The organism is Vicinamibacterales bacterium (assembly GCA_036496585.1).
GTDB lineage: Bacteria > Acidobacteriota > Vicinamibacteria > Vicinamibacterales > 2-12-FULL-66-21 > JAICSD01.
The window spans coordinates 37072-57322 of the sequence record DASXLB010000017.1 but is presented as its reverse complement, the minus strand read 5'-3'; the positions used below and the strand labels follow the sequence as shown (position 1 = coordinate 57322).

The following is a 20251-nucleotide window of genomic DNA, read 5'->3' as shown; positions in this document are numbered from 1 at the left end:
AGCGCACTGACGATTTTTGTCAAGCTAATAGACGACGCCGATGCCGACACCCCACCCCCGATCACCGTGTGACGACCCGAAACTCGCCTGTCCATCCAGCCGAACCGGTCCAAGAATCCCGTAACTGCCTCCAACGGTGCCGATCGGCGCGGCCAGCGATCCCGCCGTGTCCCAGTGCAGGCCGCCTCGCAGCCACCCGCGAGCGACCGGATGGGCCTCCAGGCCCAGCGCCGCCTCGCGCCAGGCCCCCTCGACCGACGGCGTCTTCGACAAGTCCAGGTCAGCCGCCAGCGTGACGGCGTCGTGGAGGTGCAGCGACACACCCGCCCGGACCTGCCGCAGCAGGCGCACGTCCCCCAGCGACGGTCCCGCAAGGTTGTGCACCACGAGGCCCACCTTGACCAGCGAACCCGAGAACATGACCCCGGCATCCGCGCCGATACCCGTCGCGCCGTTCCCATGCACCACACCGAGTGTGGCTCCCACCGCAACACCCGTATCCCCAATCGACTGGTCGAGCGTCACCCCCCCGTGGTGGACCGGCAGGTTCCCTACGGCGCCGTTTCGGCCGGTCGCCGCCTCGACAGTAGTCACCGTCCGGAAATAGCTCACGCCGAACGGCGGCGAAGACAGCCCGCCAAATGCCGCGGTATGGCCGTCGAGGGTATTGAGATCGAAGGTGATGCCGACGAATGCCCCGGAAGCCAGCCCCGCTGGATTCCAGTAGGCCCCCGTGGCATCATCGGCGACCGCGGTGAACGCCCCACCCATCCCGGCTGCGCGCACGCCGACCGGTTCGGTCTGCGCGGACGCCGGACGCGGCAGCGCCAGGACGAATCCGCACATCAGCAGAGTTAAAGCCCGTCGTTGTCTCATACGTCTGCGCCGGCTGCAGTTATCGCTCTAAGTCTCACATCGCGTGAGAGTTCTGGCGGCCCACCCGGAAACTTTTCGTCCCAGCCCCTCGTATATCGCGTGGTACAATCGCTTGCTTCCATCCACACCCATGACTAACACAGCCCCAGCCACAGGCCTGGCGCCTGCCCCGAAGAATCTGTTCGCGCGATTCGTTGGCATGCTCTTTTCGCCGAGGGCCACGTACCAGTCACTCGTGCCGGCTCCTGTGTGGTTTTCAATGCTGGCGCTGAGCACCGTGCTCATCGCGGGCTTCCAGACCCTGCCGCTGACGACCCCAGCGGGTAAACAGGCAGCGCTCGAGCAGCAGGTGCAGCAGCGGCAGGCATTTGGTATCCAGACGAGCGACGAGGCATACGCGCAGATGGAGAAGATGCAAAACGTGATGCCATACATCACGGGAGGCAGCATCGTCGTCATCTCGCCGATCATCGTCCTGATTTTCACCGGAATCCTGTTCGCCGTCTTCAACGCCGCACTCGGCGGAGAAGCGTCGTTCAAGCAGGTGATGTCGATCGTCGTGCACGCGGGGGTGATCTCGACGGTGTCGGCGGTGCTCTCCGGGACCGTGAACTACTTCACCGGGCGCGTCGGCACGGTGACCAACATGGGGGCGCTGCTGCCCATGCTCCCGGAGAAGTCGTTCGGGTCGCATCTGCTCGGCGCGGTGGATCTCTTCCTCGTCTGGTGGATCATCGTCCTCGCCATGGGCCTGGGCGTGCTCTACAAGCGGCGCACGCAGCCGATCGCGATCTCGCTGCTGTGCGTCTACGCTGTCATCGCATTGGGGATCGCGCTCTTGAAGAGTCGTGGAGGCGCATGAGTACCGGCAAGAAAGTCCTGATCGGCGTGGGGATCGTCGTGATCCTCGGGGCGATCGTGTTCGCGAACGTGAAGTTCAAGCAGCAAACCGGCACGGCGGTCAACGTCGAGGCCGTGCAGAAGCGGGATCTCCAGGCGATCGTCTCGGCGTCGGGCAAGATCCAGCCGCACAATTCGGTCAACATCAGCGCCGACACCATGGGCCGCGTCACCAACCTCGCCGTCGACGAGGGCTACCGCGTGACGAAGGGGCAGTTCCTGATGCAGATCGATCCGAAGCTGCTGGCGATGTCGGTCGACCAGGGCGAAGCGTCGCTGGCGGCGGCGCGCTCGACGATGGAGCAGCTGCGCGTCGCGTCTGACAGCGCCAAGGCCGGGCTGAAGACCGCGCAGGACGCCTACGCGCGCCAGCAGCAGCTGTGGAAGGGCGGACTGACGACGAGAGAGAACCTCGACCTCGCCGAGAACACCCTGCACATGCGGCAGTCCGACGTCGCCTCCGCCGACAAGCAAGTCGAGACGCAGCAGATCCGCATGAAGCAGGAGCAGTCCTCGCTCGACAGCGCCAAGTACACCTTGAGCAAGGTCCGGATCGAGTCGCCGATCGACGGCATCGTCACCAAGCGCAACATCCAGGAAGGGGAAACCGTCGTCGTCGGGACGATGAACAACGCCGGCACGGTGCTGCTGACCATCGCCGACATGTCCGACATCGAGGCGCAGGTGGAAGTCGACGAAACCGACATTCCGAACGTCACGATCGGCCAGAAGGCGAAGATCACCGTCGACGCGATGAACGGCAAGTCGTTCACCGGCCACGTCGTCGAGATCGGCAACAGTCCGATCAGCACCACCGGTACGACGTCGGCGTCGCAGGCGACCAACTTCCTGGTCAAGGTGAAGGTTGACGACGCGATGCCCGACGTACGTCCGGGCTTCACCTGCACGGCGGAGATCACGACGGCGACGCGGAAGGACGCGACCAGCATTCCGATCCAGGCGACAACCGTCCGCGAGATGGTCGTCGACAAGGCGAGCGGCGCCATCGTCCGTGACGACGCCAAGAACGTGAAGGGCCGGGCCGGCGGCACCACGGTCCAGGCGCAGGAACTGAAGCCCGGCCAGGAGCGCAAGGAGCTCGAAGGCGTGTTCCTGGTGAAGGACAGCAAGGCCTTCTTCACGCCGGTGAAGACCGGCATCGCCGGCGAGAAGTATTTCGAGGCGCTGTCGGGCGTGAGCCCCGGCGACCAGGTGATCATCGGCCCGTTCTCATCGGTCCGCGAGCTCAAGGACAACGGGCCGGTGAAGGTCGAGGCGGCGGCGCGCGGCGGTTCGAATTCGACGACCAAATAGATGTTTTACTTCGCGGAATCGGCCGGCATCGCGCTGCGCGCGATCTGGGAGTACAAGCTCCGATCGTTCCTGACCGTGCTCGGGAACATCGTCGCGGTGACCTCGATCATCGCCGTGGTGTCGCTCGTCCAGGGGATGAACCAGTACGTCACCGACACGATCGAAACGAGCGTCGGCGTCGACACGTTCACGATCCAGCGCATGCCGATCATCCGCACGCAGCAGGACGAGGACCGCGTCCGTAACAACCCGCGCATCAAGATCACGGAAGCGGCGGCGATCAAGAAATTCAGCGACAACATCGGCGCGATTGCCGCGCAGGGGAGCTCAGGCGCGTCGATCGTCTTCCGCGGGCAGTCGGTCGACGGCGCGCAGGTGCAGGGCGTGTCGGCCGACTACATCAACTTCGCGACGTTCGACGTCGAGGAGGGGCGGCTGATCAGCCCGGTCGAGATCAACACCATGCGACCGGTGGCGATCATCGGCTGGGACATCGCCGACAAGCTGTTTGGACCGATCGATCCGCTCGACAAGGTCATCAAGGTCGGCAACTACCACTTCCGCGTCGTCGGCGTGCACAAGAAGAAGGGCTCGGCGTTCGGCAACTCACAGGACAACTTCGCGATCATTCCGCTCGGCATCTTCCAGGAGATGTTCGGGGCGCGCAATTTCGGCCTGCAGTTCATGGTCAAGCCGCGCTCGCCCGAACTCCTCAATGCGGCGATCGACGACGCCACGGTGGCGCTCCGCGTCGACCGCCGGCTGCGCCCCAAGGATCCCGACAACTTCGGCCTGTTCACCGCCGACACCTTCCTCGGCATCTACAAGACCGCGACCAGCGGCATCTTCGCCATTCTGATCGGCGTTGTCGCGCTGTCGCTGGTGGTCGGCGGCATCGTCATCATGAACATCATGCTGATGGTGGTCAGCGAGCGGACGCGCGAGATCGGGCTGCGCAAGGCGCTCGGCGCGCGCCGCCGCGACATCGTCTGGCAGATCCTGACCGAGTCGGTGACGCTGTCGACCTTCGGCGGCATCATCGGCACCCTGCTGGGCGCGATCTTCGCCATCGTCATCAGCAAGCTGTCGCCGCTGCCGGCATCCGTGCAGGCCTGGTCGGTCGGCATCGGCATCGGTATCACCGCCGTCGTCGGGCTGTTCTTCGGCATGTACCCGGCGATGCGGGCCGCGCGGCTGGACCCGATCGAAGCCCTGCGCCGCGAGTAGCGGCGCGCCAAGGATGGAGAGGGAGTAATGGCACCCGACCGCACCGGTCTCCTCGCGGAAGTCTTCGTCATGTCGTTCGACACGCTGCGCGGCAACAAGATGCGCAGCGCGCTGACGGTGCTCGGTGTCGTCATCGGCATCACGTCGATCGTCGGCATGACCTCGCTGATCCGCGGCTTCGATCAGTCGTTCCGCGACGCCATCAACACGCTCGGCCCAGACACGATCATCGTGCAGAAGATGGGGGCGCTGTCGTTTTCGTCGGGCAAGAGCTTCATCGAGCTGGGGCGACGCCCCAACCTGACGCGCGAGGACGCGCTCGCGATCGAGCGCGAATGCCCGTCGGTCGCGCTCGTCGACACCTGGCTGGGCGCGCAAGGGGGCTCGCAGTCGCGCATCTACTACGGCCACGAACGCACGCGGCAGGTCGCGATCATGGGGGTCACCGAGAACTGGTCGGCCGTCAACTTCGCCAAGGTCGAAGCGGGGCGCATGTTCTCGCAGGCGGAGATCGATCATCGCCGCCCGGTCATCCTGCTCGGCAACAGCCCGTGGCAGGCGCTCTTCCCCAATACCGATCCGATCGGCAAGATCGTCCGCGTCGGCTCCGAGGCGTTCACCGTGATCGGCGTCCTCGGGCCGCGTCCGAGCCCCGGCAATCTCGGCGGGGCCGACGATCTCGCGATCATTCCGTATTCCACCCACGAGAAGATCTACGGCAAGGTGCTGACCGGCTCGACCCGGTTCACCGGCGGCCAGTTCAACCCGAGCATGCTGCGCACGGCGATGATTGCCGTGGTGCCGCGGGAGGGCGAGCGCGATCAGGCGATGCGCGAAGTCGAAGCGATTATCCGCATCCGACACAACCTGAAGCTCGATCAGCCCAACGACTTCGACCTCGCGACGCAGGACGCGGTGCTGGCCGTGTGGGACCAGATCAGCCAGGCGACGTTCCTGGCGCTGGTCGTCATCTCGTCGATCGCGCTCATGGTCGGCGGCATCGGCGTCATGGCGATCATGATGATCTCGGTGACCGAACGGACGCGCGAGATCGGCGTTCGTAAGGCGCTCGGCGCCCGCCGCCGCGAGATCCTCTGGCAGTTCCTGATCGAGGCGGTGTGCCTGACCTCATTCGGCGGCGTGCTCGGCATCGTCTTCGGCAGCGCCATCGGCCTCGGGGTGCACGCGTTGTCGGGCTTCCCCGTTTCGCTGCCGTGGTGGTCGTTCGCGATCGGCATCGGCTTCTCGGCGAGCGTCGGCATCTTCTTCGGCCTCTTCCCGGCGTTCAAGGCCGCGCGGCTCGATCCGATCGAGGCGCTGCGCTACGAGTAGCCGGCCGCCCATCGCCGGTTAGCCTCGACGGGCCCGCAGCAGGGCGGATCCCGCCGCGCTTCATCGCCAGGCTCAAGCCGCAGCGGCCTGCGCTGGCCTTCGCTGAGTTGCAACTGGCAACCGGCAACCGGCTGCGATAGGCTGCACCCGTACATGCGCGCCCAATCCGCCGTCCTCGTTCTCGCTACCGCTGCGTCTCTGACGCTGTCCGCTCAGTCGGTGCCGCCGTACAAAGACGCCGCACTGCCCGTCGAACGCCGCGTCGAGGATCTCCTCAGCCGGATGACGCTCGAGGAAAAAGCCGCGCAGACGCTTGCCGTGTGGCAACAGAAGCGGCAGCTCGCGGATGCCGCCGGAAACTTCGATCCGGGCAAAGCGGCTCCGATCCTGCAGAACGGCATCGGCCAGGTCACCCGCGTCAGCGACGGCGTCGAGCGGGGCGGCAAGCGCCGAGGCCCGCGCGAGACCGCGGAGTTCGTCAACGCCATCCAGCACTGGGTGATGGAGCACACCCGGCTCCAGGTGCCGGTGATGTTCCACGAAGAGGCGCTGCACGGGCTGGCGGCGATGAAAGGGACGAACTTCCCCGTTCCCATCGCGCTCGCCAGCAGCTGGGATCCCGCGCTGGTCGAACGCGTGATGACGATCGCGGCGCGCGAGGCTCGGGCGCGCGGCGCGCAGCAGGTGCTGTCGCCGGTCATCGACCTGGCGCGCGACCCGCGCTGGGGGCGCACCGAGGAGACCTACGGCGAAGATCCGCATCTGGTCGGGGAGATGGGACTCGCCGCGATTCGCGGCTACCAGGGCCCGATGCCGCTGCTCACGGCCGGACACGTCTTCGCCACTGCGAAACACTTCGCCGCCCATGGACCCAACGAAGGCGGCATCAACACCGCGCCGACGCAAGTGCCCGAACGCGAACTGCGTGAGGAGCTGCTGTGGCCGTTCGAGCGCGCGATCAAGGAGGGCCACGTGATGTCCGTGATGCCCTCCTACAACGAGGTCGACGGCGTTCCCTCGACGGCGAGCCAGTTCCTCCTGCAGCGCGTGCTGCGTCAGGAATGGGGCTTCCAGGGCTTCGTCGTCTCCGACTACAACGCGATCGAGCAGCTCGCCAATCGGCACCATGTCGTCGGCTCGCTCGCGGAGGCCGCGAAGCTGGCGATTTCGGCCGGCGTCGACCTCGAGCTGCCGGATCGACAGGCCTACGCGACGCTCGTCGACGAGGTGAAGGCCGGGCGCATCGACGAACGCCTGGTCACCGACGCGGCGCGGCACGTGCTGACGCTGAAGTTCCTCGCGGGCCTGTTCGAACACCCGTATGCCGATCCAGACGAAGCCGAGCGCGTCACCAACACGCCGGACGCGCAGGCGCTGGCGCTGGAGGCGGCGCGGGCGTCGATGGTGCTGCTCAAGAACGACAACCACACACTGCCGCTCGATCGCTCGAAGCTCAAGCGGATCGCCGTCGTCGGGCCCAACGCCATCGACGTGCACCTCGGCGGCTACAGCGAACAGCCGGGCCGCGGCGTCAGCGTGCTGCAGGGGATCAAGGACAAGACCGGCGCCGGCGTCGAGATCGCGTCGGCGGAAGGGACGCGGATTACCGAGGAGCCGGCGAGCTGGGACCGCAACGAGATCGTCGCCGGGGACCCGGCGAAGAACGCGCAGCGGATCGCCGACGCCGTCAAGATCGCCAGGACCGCCGACGTCGTCGTCGCCGTCATCGGCACCAACGAGTCGACGTCGCGCGAGGCCTACGCCGACAACCATCTCGGTGACATGGCGACCCTGGATCTCACCGGCAACCAGCAGGAGCTCGTCGACCAGCTCGTCGCCACCGGCAAGCCCGTGGTCGTCGTGCTGATGAACGGCCGACCGCTGTCGATCACCAAGGTCGCCGAAAAGGTGCCGGCCATCCTCGAGGTCTGGTACCAGGGGCAGGAGGGAGGGACGGCGATCGCCGATGCCCTGTTTGGCGACGTGAACCCGGCGGGCAAGCTGCCGATCACGGTGCCGCGCACGGTCGGCCAGCTTCCGGTCTACTACGACCGCAAAGCGACGTCGTTCCGGGACTATCTGTTCGAGTCGCGCGCCCCGCTCTATCCGTTCGGTTTCGGACTGAGCTACACGACGTTCACGCTCACCGGGCTGAAGCTCGCCGACCCGACGATCGGTCCCGCCGGACGCACGACCGCGAGCGTGACCGTCACCAACACCGGCACACGCGCCGGCGACGAGGTCGTCCAGCTCTACGTGCACGACGTGATCGCGTCGGTGACCCGGCCGGTCAAGCAGCTCCGCGCCTTCCAGCGCGTGTCGCTGCAACCCGGCGAATCGAAGGTCGTGACGCTGCCGATCGGTCCCGAGGCGCTCTGGCTGATCGATCAGAACATGCAGCGCCGCGTCGAGCCCGGTGACTTCGACATCCTGGTCGGCGACAGCTCGAACACGACGCTCAAAGCGACGCTGACAGTCAAATAGCCACGCCTGTCGCGGCGCGCGGGACACACACGAGAGCCGTACACTCTGGCCTGAGCCTGCTGCGATCCTTCAGCGGCCTCACGACGTACGCACGACCGGCAGCCGCTGGGCCGCCGCCGGCAGCTGCGGAAAGTCGGTGAACGGATCGGTCTGATACCAGTAGGCGCACGAGAAAAAGTTGTCGCCGCGATCGTTGGCATGGCCGTGCTCCATCGTGTGTTTGAGCGAACGCTCGAAGGTCACCGGGTTGTCGCCGTGCCAGCGGTAACAGCAGTAGCGGCCGCCGGTGCGCTCGGCATTGACGATGAGCGGCGCGCCGTACATCTGATGGCCGAAGGGAATCGCGCCGTCGCGGCCGCCGAAGTCCCAACTGCCGAGAAAATAGTCTTCGCTGCCGGTCCCGACGATCGTCGGCTTGGCGCCCTCGTCCACGAAGATCATGTCGTCCCCCTCGCCCCACCAGCCGTTGGCGTTCTGCAGCACGCCAAGCGTCACGCCCATCAAGTGGCCGCGGCCGCGGGTCTCCATGTAGACGTAGTTCTTCGCGCCGTCGGGGTTGAGCTTCGGATCGGGGCCGGCCACCGGCACGCACGGCGCCGCCTGCCGGTATTGCGCGTGGAAGTAGAGGGCGTCTTCCGGCAGCCGCGGCACGCGCATGAAGTCGATGTTCGAGTAGAACGAGCCGACATCCTGGGTGCCTTCGTTCGTCACCGTGAAGCGCGCCGAGCGGCGATACGGCATCGCGAAGTACGCGTTGAGCGACTTGCCGGGCGAGCACGCCAGATAGCGTGACTCGAAGAGGACGTAGCTGCCGAGGTTGAGGCCGAAAAAATCGCCGATCGGCACCTCGACGCACGGTTTGGCGCTGCCGTCCCAGTAGCCGCGCAGCACCAGTTCCTTGAGATGGTCCCCGCTCCGCGCCGCGATCGTGAACCAGATGTGGGTGATGACGCCGGGCCCCTCCTGCGCGAACACCTCCCGCACCGCACCAGCCGGGATCGGCCAGCGGTCGCTGTTGCCGCCGGTGGTGTCATAGCTGGATTGTTTGAGGGAGCGATAGCTCTGCGCCCGCGCGTAGGCAGGGAGAAACGCGAAGTCTCCCGGTGTCTGCTGCGCCTCGACCATGCCGCGAAGGCCGGCCGCCACCCCTCCCGCCGCCAGCACACCCTGCAGGAATCCGCGCCGGTCGCGCTGCTTCGTCATGCGTCACCTCGCGACGGACACTCTACGCTACCTGCCGCCCGCCAGCCACGGGCTGCCTGGCAGCGGATCGCTTGATCCCGTCACGCGGCAGTCATACGATGGCCAATCGGCCGGTCGCTCCGGACCGGCCCCATCGGAGGGCACACCTTATGAAGGTCTATGACGCCGCCAGTCTGCGCAACGTCGCGCTGGTCGGCCACTCCGGTTCGGGAAAGACGCAGCTGGTATCCGCCCTCCTTTACGACGCCGGCGCCGTCAACCGCCTTGGCAAGGTCGACGAAGGGACCTCCGTCACCGATTACGACGAAGAAGCCATCGCGCGCAAGCACACGCTCTCGGCCGGCGTCGCCTACGCCGAATGGAATAGAGCCAAGATCAACTTCGTCGATACGCCAGGCATGGCGAACTTCCTCAGCGATGCCCGGGCCGGGCTGCGTGTCGCCGACGCCGCGCTGGTCGTCGTCGACGGCGTCGCCGGCGTCGAAGTCTCGACCGAGAAAGTGTGGGAGGCCGCGGACGAGCTCGCGCTGCCGCGCCTGATCGTGCTGAACCGAGTCGACCGCGAGCGCGCCAGCCTCGACCGCTCGCTGGTGTCGCTACGCTCCGCGTTTGGCCGTACCGTGATCCCGATTCAGCTGCCGATCGGCGAGGAGAAGCACTTCAGGGGCGTCGTCGATCTGGTGGCGATGAAGGCGCTGACGTTCGCCAACGACGCGAGCGGCAAGCCGGTCGACGGCGCGATCCCCGGTGACATGCTCGGCACCGCCGAAACCGCGCGCGAGGCGCTGATCGAGATGGTCGCCGAAGCCGATGACTCGCTGATGGAGAAGTTCTTCGACGCCGGCACGCTCTCGCAGGAGGACCTGACCGCAGGACTCAAGCGCGGTATCGCGGCGGGGAAGATTTTCCCGGTCGTCCTGACCTCGGCGACGGCGAACGTCGGCATCCAGCCGCTGCTCGACACGATCGTCGCGTGCCTGCCCTCGCCGGCCGAGCGCGCGCTGAAGGCGAAGACGGCGACGGGCGACGAGATCGAGATTCCGGCGCGGGACGGCGGCGCCACGGCGGCGTTCGTGTGGAAGACCGTGGCGGACCCGTTCGCCGGACGGATCACGTTGTTTCGCGTCCTCTCCGGCACGCTCAAGGCTGACGCGACGGTGCACAACGTCACCAGGGACACCCCGGAGCGTCTCGGCCACCTCGCCGTCGTCCAAGGCAAGACCCAGACGAACGTGCCCGAGATCCGGGCCGGCGACATCGGCGCGGTCGCCAAGCTGAAGGAGACGCAGACGAGCGACGTCTTCGGTGAGAAGGGAGCGACAGCGGTACCGCCGATCAGGTTTCCGGAGCCGGTCATCTCCTACGCGATCGAGCCGAAGAGCCGCGGCGACGAGGAGAAGATCAGCACGGCGCTGCACCGGCTGCAGGAGGAGGATCCCACGATCAGCTACACCCGCGACCAGCAGACGAAGGAACTGCTGCTCGCGGGACAGGGGCAGTCGCATATCGAGGTCACCGTGGCCAAGCTGAAGCGCCGCTTCGGCGTCGAGGTGATGCTCAAGCTGCCGCGCATTCCCTATCGCGAGACGATCAGGGCAGCGGTCGAAGCGCACGGCCGGCACAAGAAGCAGACCGGCGGGCACGGCCAGTTCGGCGATTGCAAGGTCCGCTTCGAGCCGCTGCCTGCGGGCAGCGATTTCGAGTTCGTCAACGATATCTTCGGCGGCTCCATTCCGCGCCAGTTCGTGCCGGCAATCGAGAAGGGCATCCAGGACTCGCGGATGCGCGGCTTCCTGGCCGGCTACCCGATGGTCGACTTCCGCGCCAGCGTCTTCGACGGATCGTTCCACGCGGTGGACTCGAGCGAGATGTCGTTCAAGATGGCGGGCTCGCTCGCCTTCAAGGACGGCATGGCCCGCGCGCGCCCGACGCTGCTCGAGCCGGTGATGAACGTAGAGGTCTATGCACCCTCGGACTACGCGGGCGACTTGATGGGCGATCTCAACTCCCGCCGCGGCCGCATCGGCGGCATGGACACGCGCGGCGCCTCGACGATCATCCGCGCCAAGGTGCCGATGTCGGAGATGCTGACCTACGAACAGCACCTCACCTCAGCCACCGGCGGCCGCGGCTCGTATCACATGGAGTTCAATCACTACGAGGAAGTGCCCGCGCACCTGCACGCCAAGATCATCGCGGCGAGCAAGGCCGAGCGCGGCGCGGAGCTGCCGGAAGAAGCCTGATCTCGAGCCCCCGGGCTGTGCTGGCTTCGGCATTCCGTCAATGACGAATGGCGAATGCTGAACGACGAATGACGAATGGGAGGTGCTGAGAGCCGGACCGGAGGGCGATTGGCCTGCCGGGACCGCGGCGATCCGTGGGAGGCTGCGGGCATGACGATCGAGCGTGCCGCCTCACACGATGCGTGGGCCGCTGCGGAACTGCTGATCCGCGAGTATGCCGCCTCGCTCGGCGTCTCGCTCGAGTTCCAGCATTTCGACGACGAGATCACCCATCTCGCGCGAGAGTACGGGCCGCCGCACGGCCTCATGCTGCTGGCGCGCGGGGACGGCGACGATCTCGGCTGCGGCGCTTTGCGCGGGCTCTCCGACGATGCGTGTGAGATGAAGCGGCTCTACGTGCGGCCGGCCGCGCAGTGCCGCGGGATCGGCCGCGCGATCGCGGCGGCGCTGATCGACGAGGGCCGGCGTATCGGCTACCGCCGCATGCTGCTCGACACGCTGCCGTCGATGCACGGCGCGCTGGCCCTCTATCGATCGCTTGGGTTTCGCGAAACCGAGCCGTACCGCTACAACCCGATCGCCGGCACCGCCTTCATGGAGCTGCGTTTCGAAGACGGCCGGGACGGGTGAACACCAGATAGGCCCAGAAGCCCAGCGCGACGATGTTGACGCCGGCGATCCAGCCATGCGCGGCCGGTGACAGCAGATTGAACGACGATCCGATGTCGAAGCCGAATCGGCGCACGGCGTCGCCGGCCAGCAGCCGCGCGCTCGTGCCCATCGAAAACTCGTAGCTCACGCGCCCGGCGCCGGCGATGGGAATCTGGAATGCCAGCAGGCGCGTCACCCAGGACCGGCCGTTCGGCCGGCCGCGCCACAACTGAATAGCTGCCCAGGCGAAGAGCGGCAGCGACAGCGCCGCGGTCGTGTAGGTCGCCGCCTGACCGAGACGCCACGCGCTCGCGGCCAGACGCCAGTTGCCGATCAGGCCGACCACCGATCCGAAGACCAGTATCGCCGCAATAACCCGGGGGGCCGCTCGCCGCGTCTCTTCTGCCATGGGCAACTCTCCGGGAGACAAACCCTGGAGCGCGCGGAAAGTTGCGGAACGGGACAAGAAAAGGCCGGCCGCGCGACGCGCAACCGGCCTCAATGATCAATCGAACAATCCAATCGCCCCTCAGCGATCGCCCGTCCGTGAATCGGCAATCGCCAACGGCAACCGGCAGCCGGCAGTTACGAACCGCCCGCCTTCCGCGGCGCGGTGGTCTTGGCGCCCTTGCCGCGGGTGTCGGCCCTGCCGCCCTTGCCGCGCTCGGGACGAGGAGCCTTCGCCTTCTTGGCCGTCGTTCCTTCGCCGCCTTCGTCCCCTTCGCCGCCTTCGGCTTTCTTGCCGCGCAGGCGATCTGCCGCCGCACGCAGCCGGCCGCCGACGCCCTTCGGCTTCTTCTCCTCGGCGGCGCCGGCCTTCTCGGTCTCCGCGTTGGGGTTGAATTCGCTGCCGACGAGCTCGATCTGCGCCACTTCCGCGCTGTCGCCGCGGCGGTAGCCGAGGCGCAGGATGCGCGTATAGCCCCCCGGCCGCGCCTCGAACCGCGGCGCGATCGTGTCGAACAGCTTGGCCACGACGTCGCGATCCTGGATGTCCCGGAGGACGAGCCGGCGCGCGTGCAGGGTCTTGCCGTTGGCCTCACCGGCCGCGAGGCCGCGCTTGGCGATGGAGATCAGCCGTTCGACGAACGGCCTGAGTTCCTTCGCCTTCGGCACCGTCGTCTGGATGTGCTCGTAGCGGATCAGCCGCTCCGCCTGGCTGCGCAGCATCGCAATGCGATGCTCGGTGACGCGGCCGAGTTTCCGATGTCCAACTCTGTGTCGCATGTTATTCCTGCGAGGCGGCCGCCGGCTGATCCAGGCGCAGGCCGAGGCTCAGCCCCATCGTCGCCAGGATCTCCTTGATCTCGTTGAGCGACTTGCGGCCGAAGTTCTTGGTCTTGAGCATCTCGCCTTCCGTCTTCTGGACCAGCTCGCGGATCGTGCGGATGTTCGCGTTCTTGAGGCAGTTATAGGAGCGGACCGACAGCTCGAGCTCCTCGACGCTCTTGTCGAGGTTCTCGTTCGAGGTGGCCGATGACGTTTCGCTGCCGCCCGTCTCCGACAACTCGGCCGCATCCTCGAGATTGATGAAGATGTTCAGGTGGTCGCGGATCAGCTTGGCCGAGAGCGACACGGCGTCGCGCGGCGTCACCGAGCCGTTGGTCCAGACGTCGACGGTCAGCTTGTCGTAGTCGGTGTTCTGGCCGATGCGGGCGGCCTCGACCAGGTAATTGACCTTCTTGATCGGCGAATGAACCGAGTCGACCGGAATCCACCCGATCCCGAGATCCTCGTCGAAGTTCTTGTCGGCCGAGACGTAGCCGCGGCCGCGCTTGACGCGCAGCTCCATGTGCAGCTTGCCGTGATCCGCCACCGTCGCGATATGCGCGTCTGGCTCGAGGATCTCGATGTCGCCGTCGGCCTCGATGTCGCGGGCGCGCACCTCACCGGCCTTGTCGACGCGCAGATAGAGCGTCTTGGTGGTGTCGGTGTGCAGCTTCAGCGGGATCTGCTTGAGATTGAGGATGATGTCGGTCGCGTCCTCGACCACGCCTGGGATCGGCGAGAACTCGTGCAGCACCCCGTCAATCTTCACCGCAGTGACGGCAGCCCCTTCGATCGACGAGAGCAGCACGCGGCGCAGCGCGTTGCCGACCGTCGTGCCGAAACCGCGCTCGAACGGCTGCGCGTAGAACCGGCCGAATCTGTCCGTCAGAGTCTCGCGCTCGAACTCGAGCCGCTTCGGACGCTGAAAACCTTTCCAGAGCATGGTGACCTTACCTTCATGTATTCGGCCGTCCGATGTTGAACGGCCGCCGGATCTGTCGTCAGCCCCTGCCTCCCACCACAGATCCGGAACGGCTGCGGGCAAGGGCGCTGATCAGTCGGCAGTGGTTGCACTGCCGACTGAAGACTGCCACTGATTACTTGCTGTACAACTCGACGATCAGCTGTTCCTGCACCGGCAGGTTGATCTGCTCGCGCGTCGGCAGCGAGGCGATCCGGCCGCTCATCGTGCCGGCGTCGAACGACAGCCACTCGGGGATGCCGCGTCCCTTGACCTCTTCCATCGCGTGCTGGATGGTCGGGTTCTCCGCGCTGCGTCCCTGCAGGCCGATCACGTCGCCGGCCTTGACGGAGTACGACGGGATGTCGACCTTCTTGCCATTGACGGTGAAGTGCCCGTGGCGCACCAGTTGCCGCGCCTGCGCCCGCGACGTCGCGAGGCCGAGGCGGTAGATCACGTTGTCCATGCGCCGCTCGAGCAGCTGCAGCAGCGTCTCGCCGGTGATACCGCGCGTCCGCTCCGCCGTCTCGAAGTAGCGCCGGAACTGGTTCTCGAGCACCCCGTAGATGCGCTTCACCTTCTGTTTCTCGCGCAGCTGCAGCCCGTAGCCGACCAGCTTCGCCTTGCGCAGCTTGCCGTGCTGCCCCGGCGGCAGGTTGCGCTTTTCGATCGCGCACTTCTCCGTGTAGCAGCGCTCTCCCTTGAGGAAGAGCTTCATGCCTTCGCGCCGGCACAGCCGGCAAACCGCTCCGATGTAACGTGCCATTCTGTTTGTTCCTGTCGCTACCAGTTACCAGTTCGCAGTCTGCAGTCGCCGTTGCCACTCGGATCAGCCGCCTGGACTCATTCCAGCTGCTGACCGGCCCCCGCGAACTGTCAGCCCGAGGTCAGACACGCCGCCGCTTGGGCGGCCGGCATCCGTTGTGCGGAATCGGCGTGACATCCCGGATCGACTTCACGTCGAGGCCAATCGTCTGCAGCGCGCGGATCGCCGATTCGCGTCCGGCGCCCGGGCCCTTGACACGCACTTCCAGCGAGCGCATGCCGAAGGCCTTCGCGGCGTTGCCCGCGGCAATCGCCGCCTGGGTGGCCGCGAACGGCGTGCCCTTCCGCGAACCCTTGAAGCCGATGCCGCCCGCGCTCGACCACGCCACCACGTTCCCCTCGGGATCGGTGATGGTGATCGTCGTGTTGTTGAACGACGCGTGAATGTGCACCAGTCCGTGATGGATGATGCGCTTCTCGCCGCGCTTCTTGAACGTCTTCTTCTTCGGACGCCCGGCGGCCTTCTTGCCGCCGCCTTCGGCGGGAACGTTCGGATCGGCTGCTTCTTGTTTGGCCATAAATATCGTTTTCCAGCTACCAGCTACCAGCTTCCGACTGCCAGCGGGCTCTTACACCGTCTTCTTCTTGGCGATGGCGCCCTTGCGCGGGCCCTTCCGCGTGCGCGCGTTCGTCTTCGTGCGCTGCCCGCGCACCGGCAGGTTGCGGCGGTGCCGCATGCCACGCCAGCTGCCGATTTCCATCAGCCGCTTGATGTTCATCGAGATTTCCTTGCGCAGGTCCCCTTCGACCCCGCCTTGTTCCTCGATGACCCGGCTGATCTTGCGAACGTCGTCTTCCGACAGATCCTTGATGCGCACGTCGGGGCTGACCCCTGACGCGGTCAGGATGTCATTCGAGCGCTTGCGCCCGATCCCGTAGATATACGTCAGACCGACTTCGATCCGCTTGGTCCGCGGCAGATCCACTCCAGCAATGCGAGCCATAAAACACCGTCTCCAGTTACCAGTTTGGCAGTCTGCCGTTATCCCTGACGCTGCTTGTGCTTCTGGTTCGAGCAGATCACCCGCACCACGCCGCGGCGGCGAACGACCTTGCACTTGTCGCAGATTCTCTTGACCGACGCTCGTACCTTCATTTCGCAATCCTTGCCGCCAGGTCCGACGACCCTGGCTTACAGCTTCTCGACAATCCTGCCACGCGTTACGTCGCGCGGGCTCAGCTCCAGGCGAACCCGATCGCCGACCAGCACGCGGATGTAATTCTTCCCCGGCCCGCTCGGCGTATGCGCCGTGATCTGCCGCGGACCCTCGATCTCCACCCGATACTGCCCATAGGGCAGGCTTTCCCGAACGATCCCGACTACCGTCATCGTCGCGCCGGGTCCAGGGACCCGGCTACGGGGTCCGGCCGACCGGCTGCCGCGCCGTCAGAATATCCGGCCCGTTCTTGCCCACGGCGACCGTGTGCTCGAAGTGGGCCGACAGACTGCCGTCCCGGGTCACCGCGGTCCAGCCGTCCGGCAGCACCTTGACCGCGGCCTTGCCCATGTTCACCATCGGCTCGATCGCCAGCGTCATTCCCTCGGCGAGCCGCACCCCGCGGCCAGGCTCACCGTAATTGGCGATCTGCGGCTCCTCGTGCAGCGACGCGCCGATGCCGTGCCCGACGAACTCGCGCACCACCGAAAAGCCGTGCGCTTCCACGTGGCTTTGAATCGCGTGCCCGATGTCGCTGATCCGGCCGCCGACGCGCACCTGCGCAATCCCCTTCTCCAGCGCCTGCCGGGTCACCTGCAGCAGCGCGCTGACCTCGTCGCCCACCGCGCCGACCGGCACCGTGATCGCCGAATCGCCGAAGTAGCCTCCGAGCTTCACTCCCATGTCGAGCGAAATGATATCGCCCGCCTTGAGCGGCGCCCGGTTCGGGATCCCGTGGATCACCTGCTCGTTCGCCGACGCGCACAGCGTCGCGGGATATCCGCGGTAGCCCTTGAACGCGGGCTCGGCCCCGGCCGCCCGTACTTTCTGCTCCGCCGCCGCGTCGAGGTCCGCCGTCGAGATGCCCGGCTCGACCATCGCCGCGAGTTGTTCGAGGACCTCCGCGACCAGCTGGCTGGCGGCGCGCATCTTCTCGATCTCCGCCGGCGATTTGCAGACGATCACAGCGCCGCTCCCGGCGTGATCTTGACCGGCGCCGGCGCCATCGACGCCTCGCGGATCGCCGCCGCCATCGCGACCGTCACGACGTCGGGCGGCAGGTTGCCGTCGATGCGCCGGAACGTCGGCCGCCCGCTGTAGAAGTCGACGATCGGCGCCGTCTGACGGTGGTAGACTCGCAACCGCTCGCTCACCACACCCCCTTCGTCGTCGGTCCGGTGGACCAGCGGCCCGCCGCACTTGCCGCACGCCGTCGTCCACTCGATGAGCGCGTTGACACCGCACTCGCCGCAGATCCGCCGCGCCGCCAGGCGCCGCAGCAGCACCTCTTCAGGCACCACGATGTCGACGACCACCAGCGGCCCGCGTCCCTCCACCATCCGGTCGAGCGCCTCGGCCTGCGGCACCGTGCGCGGAAAGCCGTCGAGCACGAATCCGCGTTCGGTGTCGGTCCGGTGCAGCCGCTCGCCGACGATCCCGTTCACCACCTCGTCGCCGACCAGCTCGCCGCGATCCATCGTCTCGCGCGCCGCGCAGCCGAGCGGCGTGTGCGCGTGCACCGCCTCGCGCAGGATGTCGCCCGTCGACACTTTCGGCAGCCCGTGCGTCCGCGCGAAACGTTCCGACTGGGTGCCCTTCCCGGCCCCGGGCGGGCCGAGCATCACCACGTTCAGCGCGCTCCCGCGCGGCTGGATCACTACTGCCCCCGCCGTCCACGGATGCGCGACTTCTTCATGAAGCCGTCGTAGTGGCGCATGATCAGCTGCGACTCGATCTGCTGCACGGTGTCCATCGCCACGCCGACGATGATCAACAGCGACGTGCCGCCGAAGAAGAACTGCACGTTCATGCCCTGCGTGATGAACGTCGGCAGGTAGGCGTCGAGCGCCGGACCGATGAACGGAATCGGCGCCACCTTGAGGCCGCTGATCAGGAACTGCGGCAGCAGCGCGACGATCGCCAGGTAGACCGCCCCGACCAGCGTGATCCGCGTCAGGATCGTGTCGATGTACTCGGCCGTCCGCTTGCCTGGGCGGATCCCCGGAATGAAGCCGCCGTACTTCCGCATGTTCTCGGCGACGTCATCGGGGTTGAAGATGATCGCCGTGTAGAAATAGCAGAAGAAAATGATCCCGGCCAGATACAGCAGGTTGTGCAGCGGCATGCCGTAGTCGATCTGGTCGACGGCGCGCTGCAGAAACGAGCCGGGCGCCGCCATGCCCTTGATCACCAGCGGAAAGGCCAGGATCGACGAGGCGAAGATGACCGGAATGACCCCGCCGGTGTTGACCTTCAACGGGATGTGGGTGCTGGACCCGCCGTACATCCGCCGACCGACGACCCGTTTGGCGTACTGCACGGTAACGCGCCGGTGGCCGCGCTCGACGAAGATGATCGCCGCCACCACCAGCACCATCATCACCACTAGGATCAGCAGCCGGATCAGGCCAATCTGTCCGAGCCGCATCTGCTCGACCGTCGCCAGCACCGCGTGCGGGAAGTTGACGACGATGCCGGCGTAGATGATGAGCGACATGCCGTTGCCGATACCGCGCTCGGTGATCTGTTCGCCCAGCCACATGATGAACCCGGTGCCGGTCGTCAGCGTCAGCACGGTCATGAACCGGAAGAACCAGCCCGGGTTGTAGACGAGCGGCAGTCCGCCGGCGACGTTCGTCTGGTGCTCGAGATAGAGCGCGATGCCGAGCGACTGCACGACGCTCAGGACGATCGTGCCGTAGCGGGTGTACTGCGTGATCTTTCGGCGCCCCAGCTCCCCTTCCTTCGAGAGACGCTCGAGATAGGGCCAGACGACCGTCAGCAGCTGCAGGATGATCGACGCGCTGATGTAGGGCATGATGCCCAGCGCGAAGATCGTCATCTGCGACAGGTTCTTGCCGGAGAACATGTCGTAGAGGCCGAACATCGAATTCTTCGCCTGGTCGGCGAGCAGCGTCAGCGCCTCGGAGTTCACCCCTGGAGTCGGGATGTGGCCGCCGACGCGATACACCGCGAGCAGACCGAGGGTGAACAGCATCCGCTTGCGCAGATCTGAGACCGCGAAGATGTTCTTGAGCGAATCAGCGAGCATATGAGCTCCGCCGGGTATGAAGACCCGGCCTGCGGCCGGGTTCAACTCCCCGAGCCTACGCCAACACCTCTGCCGTACCGCCGGCGGCGACGATCTTCTCCGCCGCCTTGCCGCTGAACTTGTGCGCGCGCACCGTCAGCTTCTTGCTGATATCGCCGCGCGCCAGGACCTTGATGCCGCCGCTGCGGCCGGCGAGACCGTGCTCGCGCAGCAACTCCGGCGTGACCTCGGTCCCCGCCTCGAACGCCTCGGCGAGCACGTCGAGGTTCACCACCTGATACTCGACGCGGAAGGGATTGTGGAAGCCGCGCTTGGGCACGCGTCGATGCAGCGGCATCTGGCCGCCTTCGAAGCCGCGCTTGTGCTTGAACCCCGACCGCGATTTCGCACCTTTGTGCCCGCGGCTGGCCGTCTTACCGTGGCCAGACCCGTGCCCACGGCCGACCCGCTTCTTGGCATGCTTGGCGCCCTTGGGCGGCCGAAGATTGCTCAGATTCATAGTTGTCTACCCTGTCAATTCCGTGTCCCAATCTACCCCTTCGACGTCGGGCCGTGGGACTCGGGCGTTGGGTGTTACCCCTTTACCTCAACCAGGTGCCGGACCTTGAGAATCATGCCGCGGGTCGCCGGCGTGTCGGCCAGCTCCACGGTGTGATTCAGGCGGCGCAGCCCGAGCCCTTCGACGACTTGCTTCTGCTTCCTGTCGAAGCCGATGGCGCTCTTCTTGAGCGTGATCGTCAGCGTCTTGCCGGCCATC

General features: G+C 66.4%; 21 protein-coding genes and 1 pseudogene. 7 read left to right on the top strand and 15 right to left on the bottom strand.

The window, feature by feature from the left end; all coding sequences use genetic code 11:
* Window positions 1-24: 24 nt before the first annotated feature.
* On the bottom strand, window positions 25-846 hold the full coding sequence (locus VGI12_05470; protein HEY2432105.1) for a hypothetical protein: 822 nt from the start codon (window positions 844-846) through the stop codon (window positions 25-27).
* Window positions 847-1006: 160 nt separating this feature from the next.
* Here VGI12_05470 and VGI12_05465 point away from each other — a divergent pair, with 160 nt between their 5' ends.
* From VGI12_05465 to VGI12_05445, 5 genes are all read left to right on the top strand, one after another.
* Window positions 1007-1738 (top strand): YIP1 family protein, encoded by a 732-nt coding sequence (locus tag VGI12_05465; GenBank protein HEY2432104.1) that lies wholly within the window; start codon window positions 1007-1009, stop codon window positions 1736-1738.
* Window positions 1735-3090, top strand: a complete 1356-nt coding sequence (locus VGI12_05460; GenBank protein ID HEY2432103.1) for an efflux RND transporter periplasmic adaptor subunit — start codon at window positions 1735-1737, stop codon at window positions 3088-3090. Before VGI12_05465 ends, VGI12_05460 begins: the two co-directional genes overlap by 4 nt.
* A complete protein-coding gene (locus tag VGI12_05455; protein HEY2432102.1) occupies window positions 3091-4317 on the top strand; it encodes an ABC transporter permease in 1227 nt (408 codons plus the stop codon).
* Between the two features lie 27 nt (window positions 4318-4344).
* Entirely contained in the window at window positions 4345-5649 is a 1305-nt protein-coding gene (locus tag VGI12_05450) for an ABC transporter permease (protein ID HEY2432101.1), read from the top strand.
* A 153-nt stretch (window positions 5650-5802) separates the two neighbouring features.
* Window positions 5803-8133, top strand: a complete 2331-nt coding sequence (locus VGI12_05445) for a glycoside hydrolase family 3 N-terminal domain-containing protein (protein HEY2432100.1) — start codon at window positions 5803-5805, stop codon at window positions 8131-8133.
* A gap of 78 nt (window positions 8134-8211) precedes the next feature.
* Here VGI12_05445 and VGI12_05440 read toward each other — a convergent pair whose 3' ends face one another.
* Entirely contained in the window at window positions 8212-9336 is a 1125-nt protein-coding gene (locus tag VGI12_05440) for a glycoside hydrolase family 172 protein (GenBank protein ID HEY2432099.1), read from the bottom strand.
* A 149-nt stretch (window positions 9337-9485) separates the two neighbouring features.
* On the opposite strand from VGI12_05440, the gene fusA reads away from it, so the two are divergent.
* A complete protein-coding gene (gene fusA / locus VGI12_05435) occupies window positions 9486-11579 on the top strand; it encodes an elongation factor G (GenBank protein ID HEY2432098.1) in 2094 nt (697 codons plus the stop codon).
* A 150-nt stretch (window positions 11580-11729) separates the two neighbouring features.
* The gene (locus VGI12_05430) at window positions 11730-12209 is read left to right on the top strand and encodes a GNAT family N-acetyltransferase (protein ID HEY2432097.1); all 480 of its coding nucleotides are present in this window, start codon (window positions 11730-11732) and stop codon (window positions 12207-12209) included.
* On the opposite strand, the gene VGI12_05425 is transcribed toward VGI12_05430, so the two are convergent.
* The 13 genes and pseudogenes from VGI12_05425 to rpmD all read right to left on the bottom strand — a co-directional run bounded on the left by VGI12_05425 (window position 12172) and on the right by rpmD (window position 20250).
* The gene (locus VGI12_05425; GenBank protein HEY2432096.1) at window positions 12172-12639 is read right to left on the bottom strand and encodes a hypothetical protein; all 468 of its coding nucleotides are present in this window, start codon (window positions 12637-12639) and stop codon (window positions 12172-12174) included. The genes VGI12_05430 and VGI12_05425 overlap by 38 nt on opposite strands.
* Window positions 12640-13082: 443 nt before the next feature.
* Window positions 13083-13457: pseudogene (gene rplQ, locus VGI12_05420) on the bottom strand (50S ribosomal protein L17).
* A gap of 1 nt (window position 13458) precedes the next feature.
* Window positions 13459-14442, bottom strand: coding sequence for a DNA-directed RNA polymerase subunit alpha (locus tag VGI12_05415; protein HEY2432095.1), 984 nt, complete (start codon window positions 14440-14442; stop codon window positions 13459-13461).
* 154 nt (window positions 14443-14596) lie between these two features.
* On the bottom strand, window positions 14597-15226 hold the full coding sequence (gene rpsD / locus VGI12_05410; protein ID HEY2432094.1) for a 30S ribosomal protein S4: 630 nt from the start codon (window positions 15224-15226) through the stop codon (window positions 14597-14599).
* A 121-nt stretch (window positions 15227-15347) separates the two neighbouring features.
* Window positions 15348-15803: a 30S ribosomal protein S11 gene (gene rpsK, locus VGI12_05405; GenBank protein ID HEY2432093.1), complete on the bottom strand. Its 456-nt coding sequence runs from the start codon at window positions 15801-15803 to the stop codon at window positions 15348-15350.
* Window positions 15804-15854: 51 nt separating this feature from the next.
* Window positions 15855-16229, bottom strand: coding sequence for a 30S ribosomal protein S13 (gene rpsM, locus VGI12_05400; GenBank protein ID HEY2432092.1), 375 nt, complete (start codon window positions 16227-16229; stop codon window positions 15855-15857).
* 38 nt (window positions 16230-16267) lie between these two features.
* Complete coding sequence (gene rpmJ, locus VGI12_05395; GenBank protein HEY2432091.1) at window positions 16268-16381, bottom strand: 50S ribosomal protein L36; 114 nt, start codon at window positions 16379-16381, stop codon at window positions 16268-16270.
* 36 nt (window positions 16382-16417) lie between these two features.
* Complete coding sequence (locus tag VGI12_05390) at window positions 16418-16615, bottom strand: translation initiation factor IF-1 (protein ID HEY2432090.1); 198 nt, start codon at window positions 16613-16615, stop codon at window positions 16418-16420.
* A gap of 25 nt (window positions 16616-16640) precedes the next feature.
* Window positions 16641-17408 (bottom strand): type I methionyl aminopeptidase, encoded by a 768-nt coding sequence (gene map / locus VGI12_05385; protein HEY2432089.1) that lies wholly within the window; start codon window positions 17406-17408, stop codon window positions 16641-16643.
* The gene (locus VGI12_05380) at window positions 17405-18100 is read right to left on the bottom strand and encodes an adenylate kinase (protein ID HEY2432088.1); all 696 of its coding nucleotides are present in this window, start codon (window positions 18098-18100) and stop codon (window positions 17405-17407) included. Before VGI12_05380 ends, map begins: the two co-directional genes overlap by 4 nt.
* On the bottom strand, window positions 18100-19494 hold the full coding sequence (gene secY, locus VGI12_05375) for a preprotein translocase subunit SecY (GenBank protein ID HEY2432087.1): 1395 nt from the start codon (window positions 19492-19494) through the stop codon (window positions 18100-18102). The genes VGI12_05380 and secY overlap by 1 nt, the downstream gene beginning before the upstream one ends.
* 55 nt (window positions 19495-19549) lie before the next feature.
* Window positions 19550-19993: a 50S ribosomal protein L15 gene (gene rplO, locus VGI12_05370; GenBank protein HEY2432086.1), complete on the bottom strand. Its 444-nt coding sequence runs from the start codon at window positions 19991-19993 to the stop codon at window positions 19550-19552.
* Window positions 19994-20067: 74 nt separating this feature from the next.
* Window positions 20068-20250: a 50S ribosomal protein L30 gene (rpmD, locus tag VGI12_05365; GenBank protein HEY2432085.1), complete on the bottom strand. Its 183-nt coding sequence runs from the start codon at window positions 20248-20250 to the stop codon at window positions 20068-20070.
* Window position 20251 lies beyond the last annotated feature (1 nt).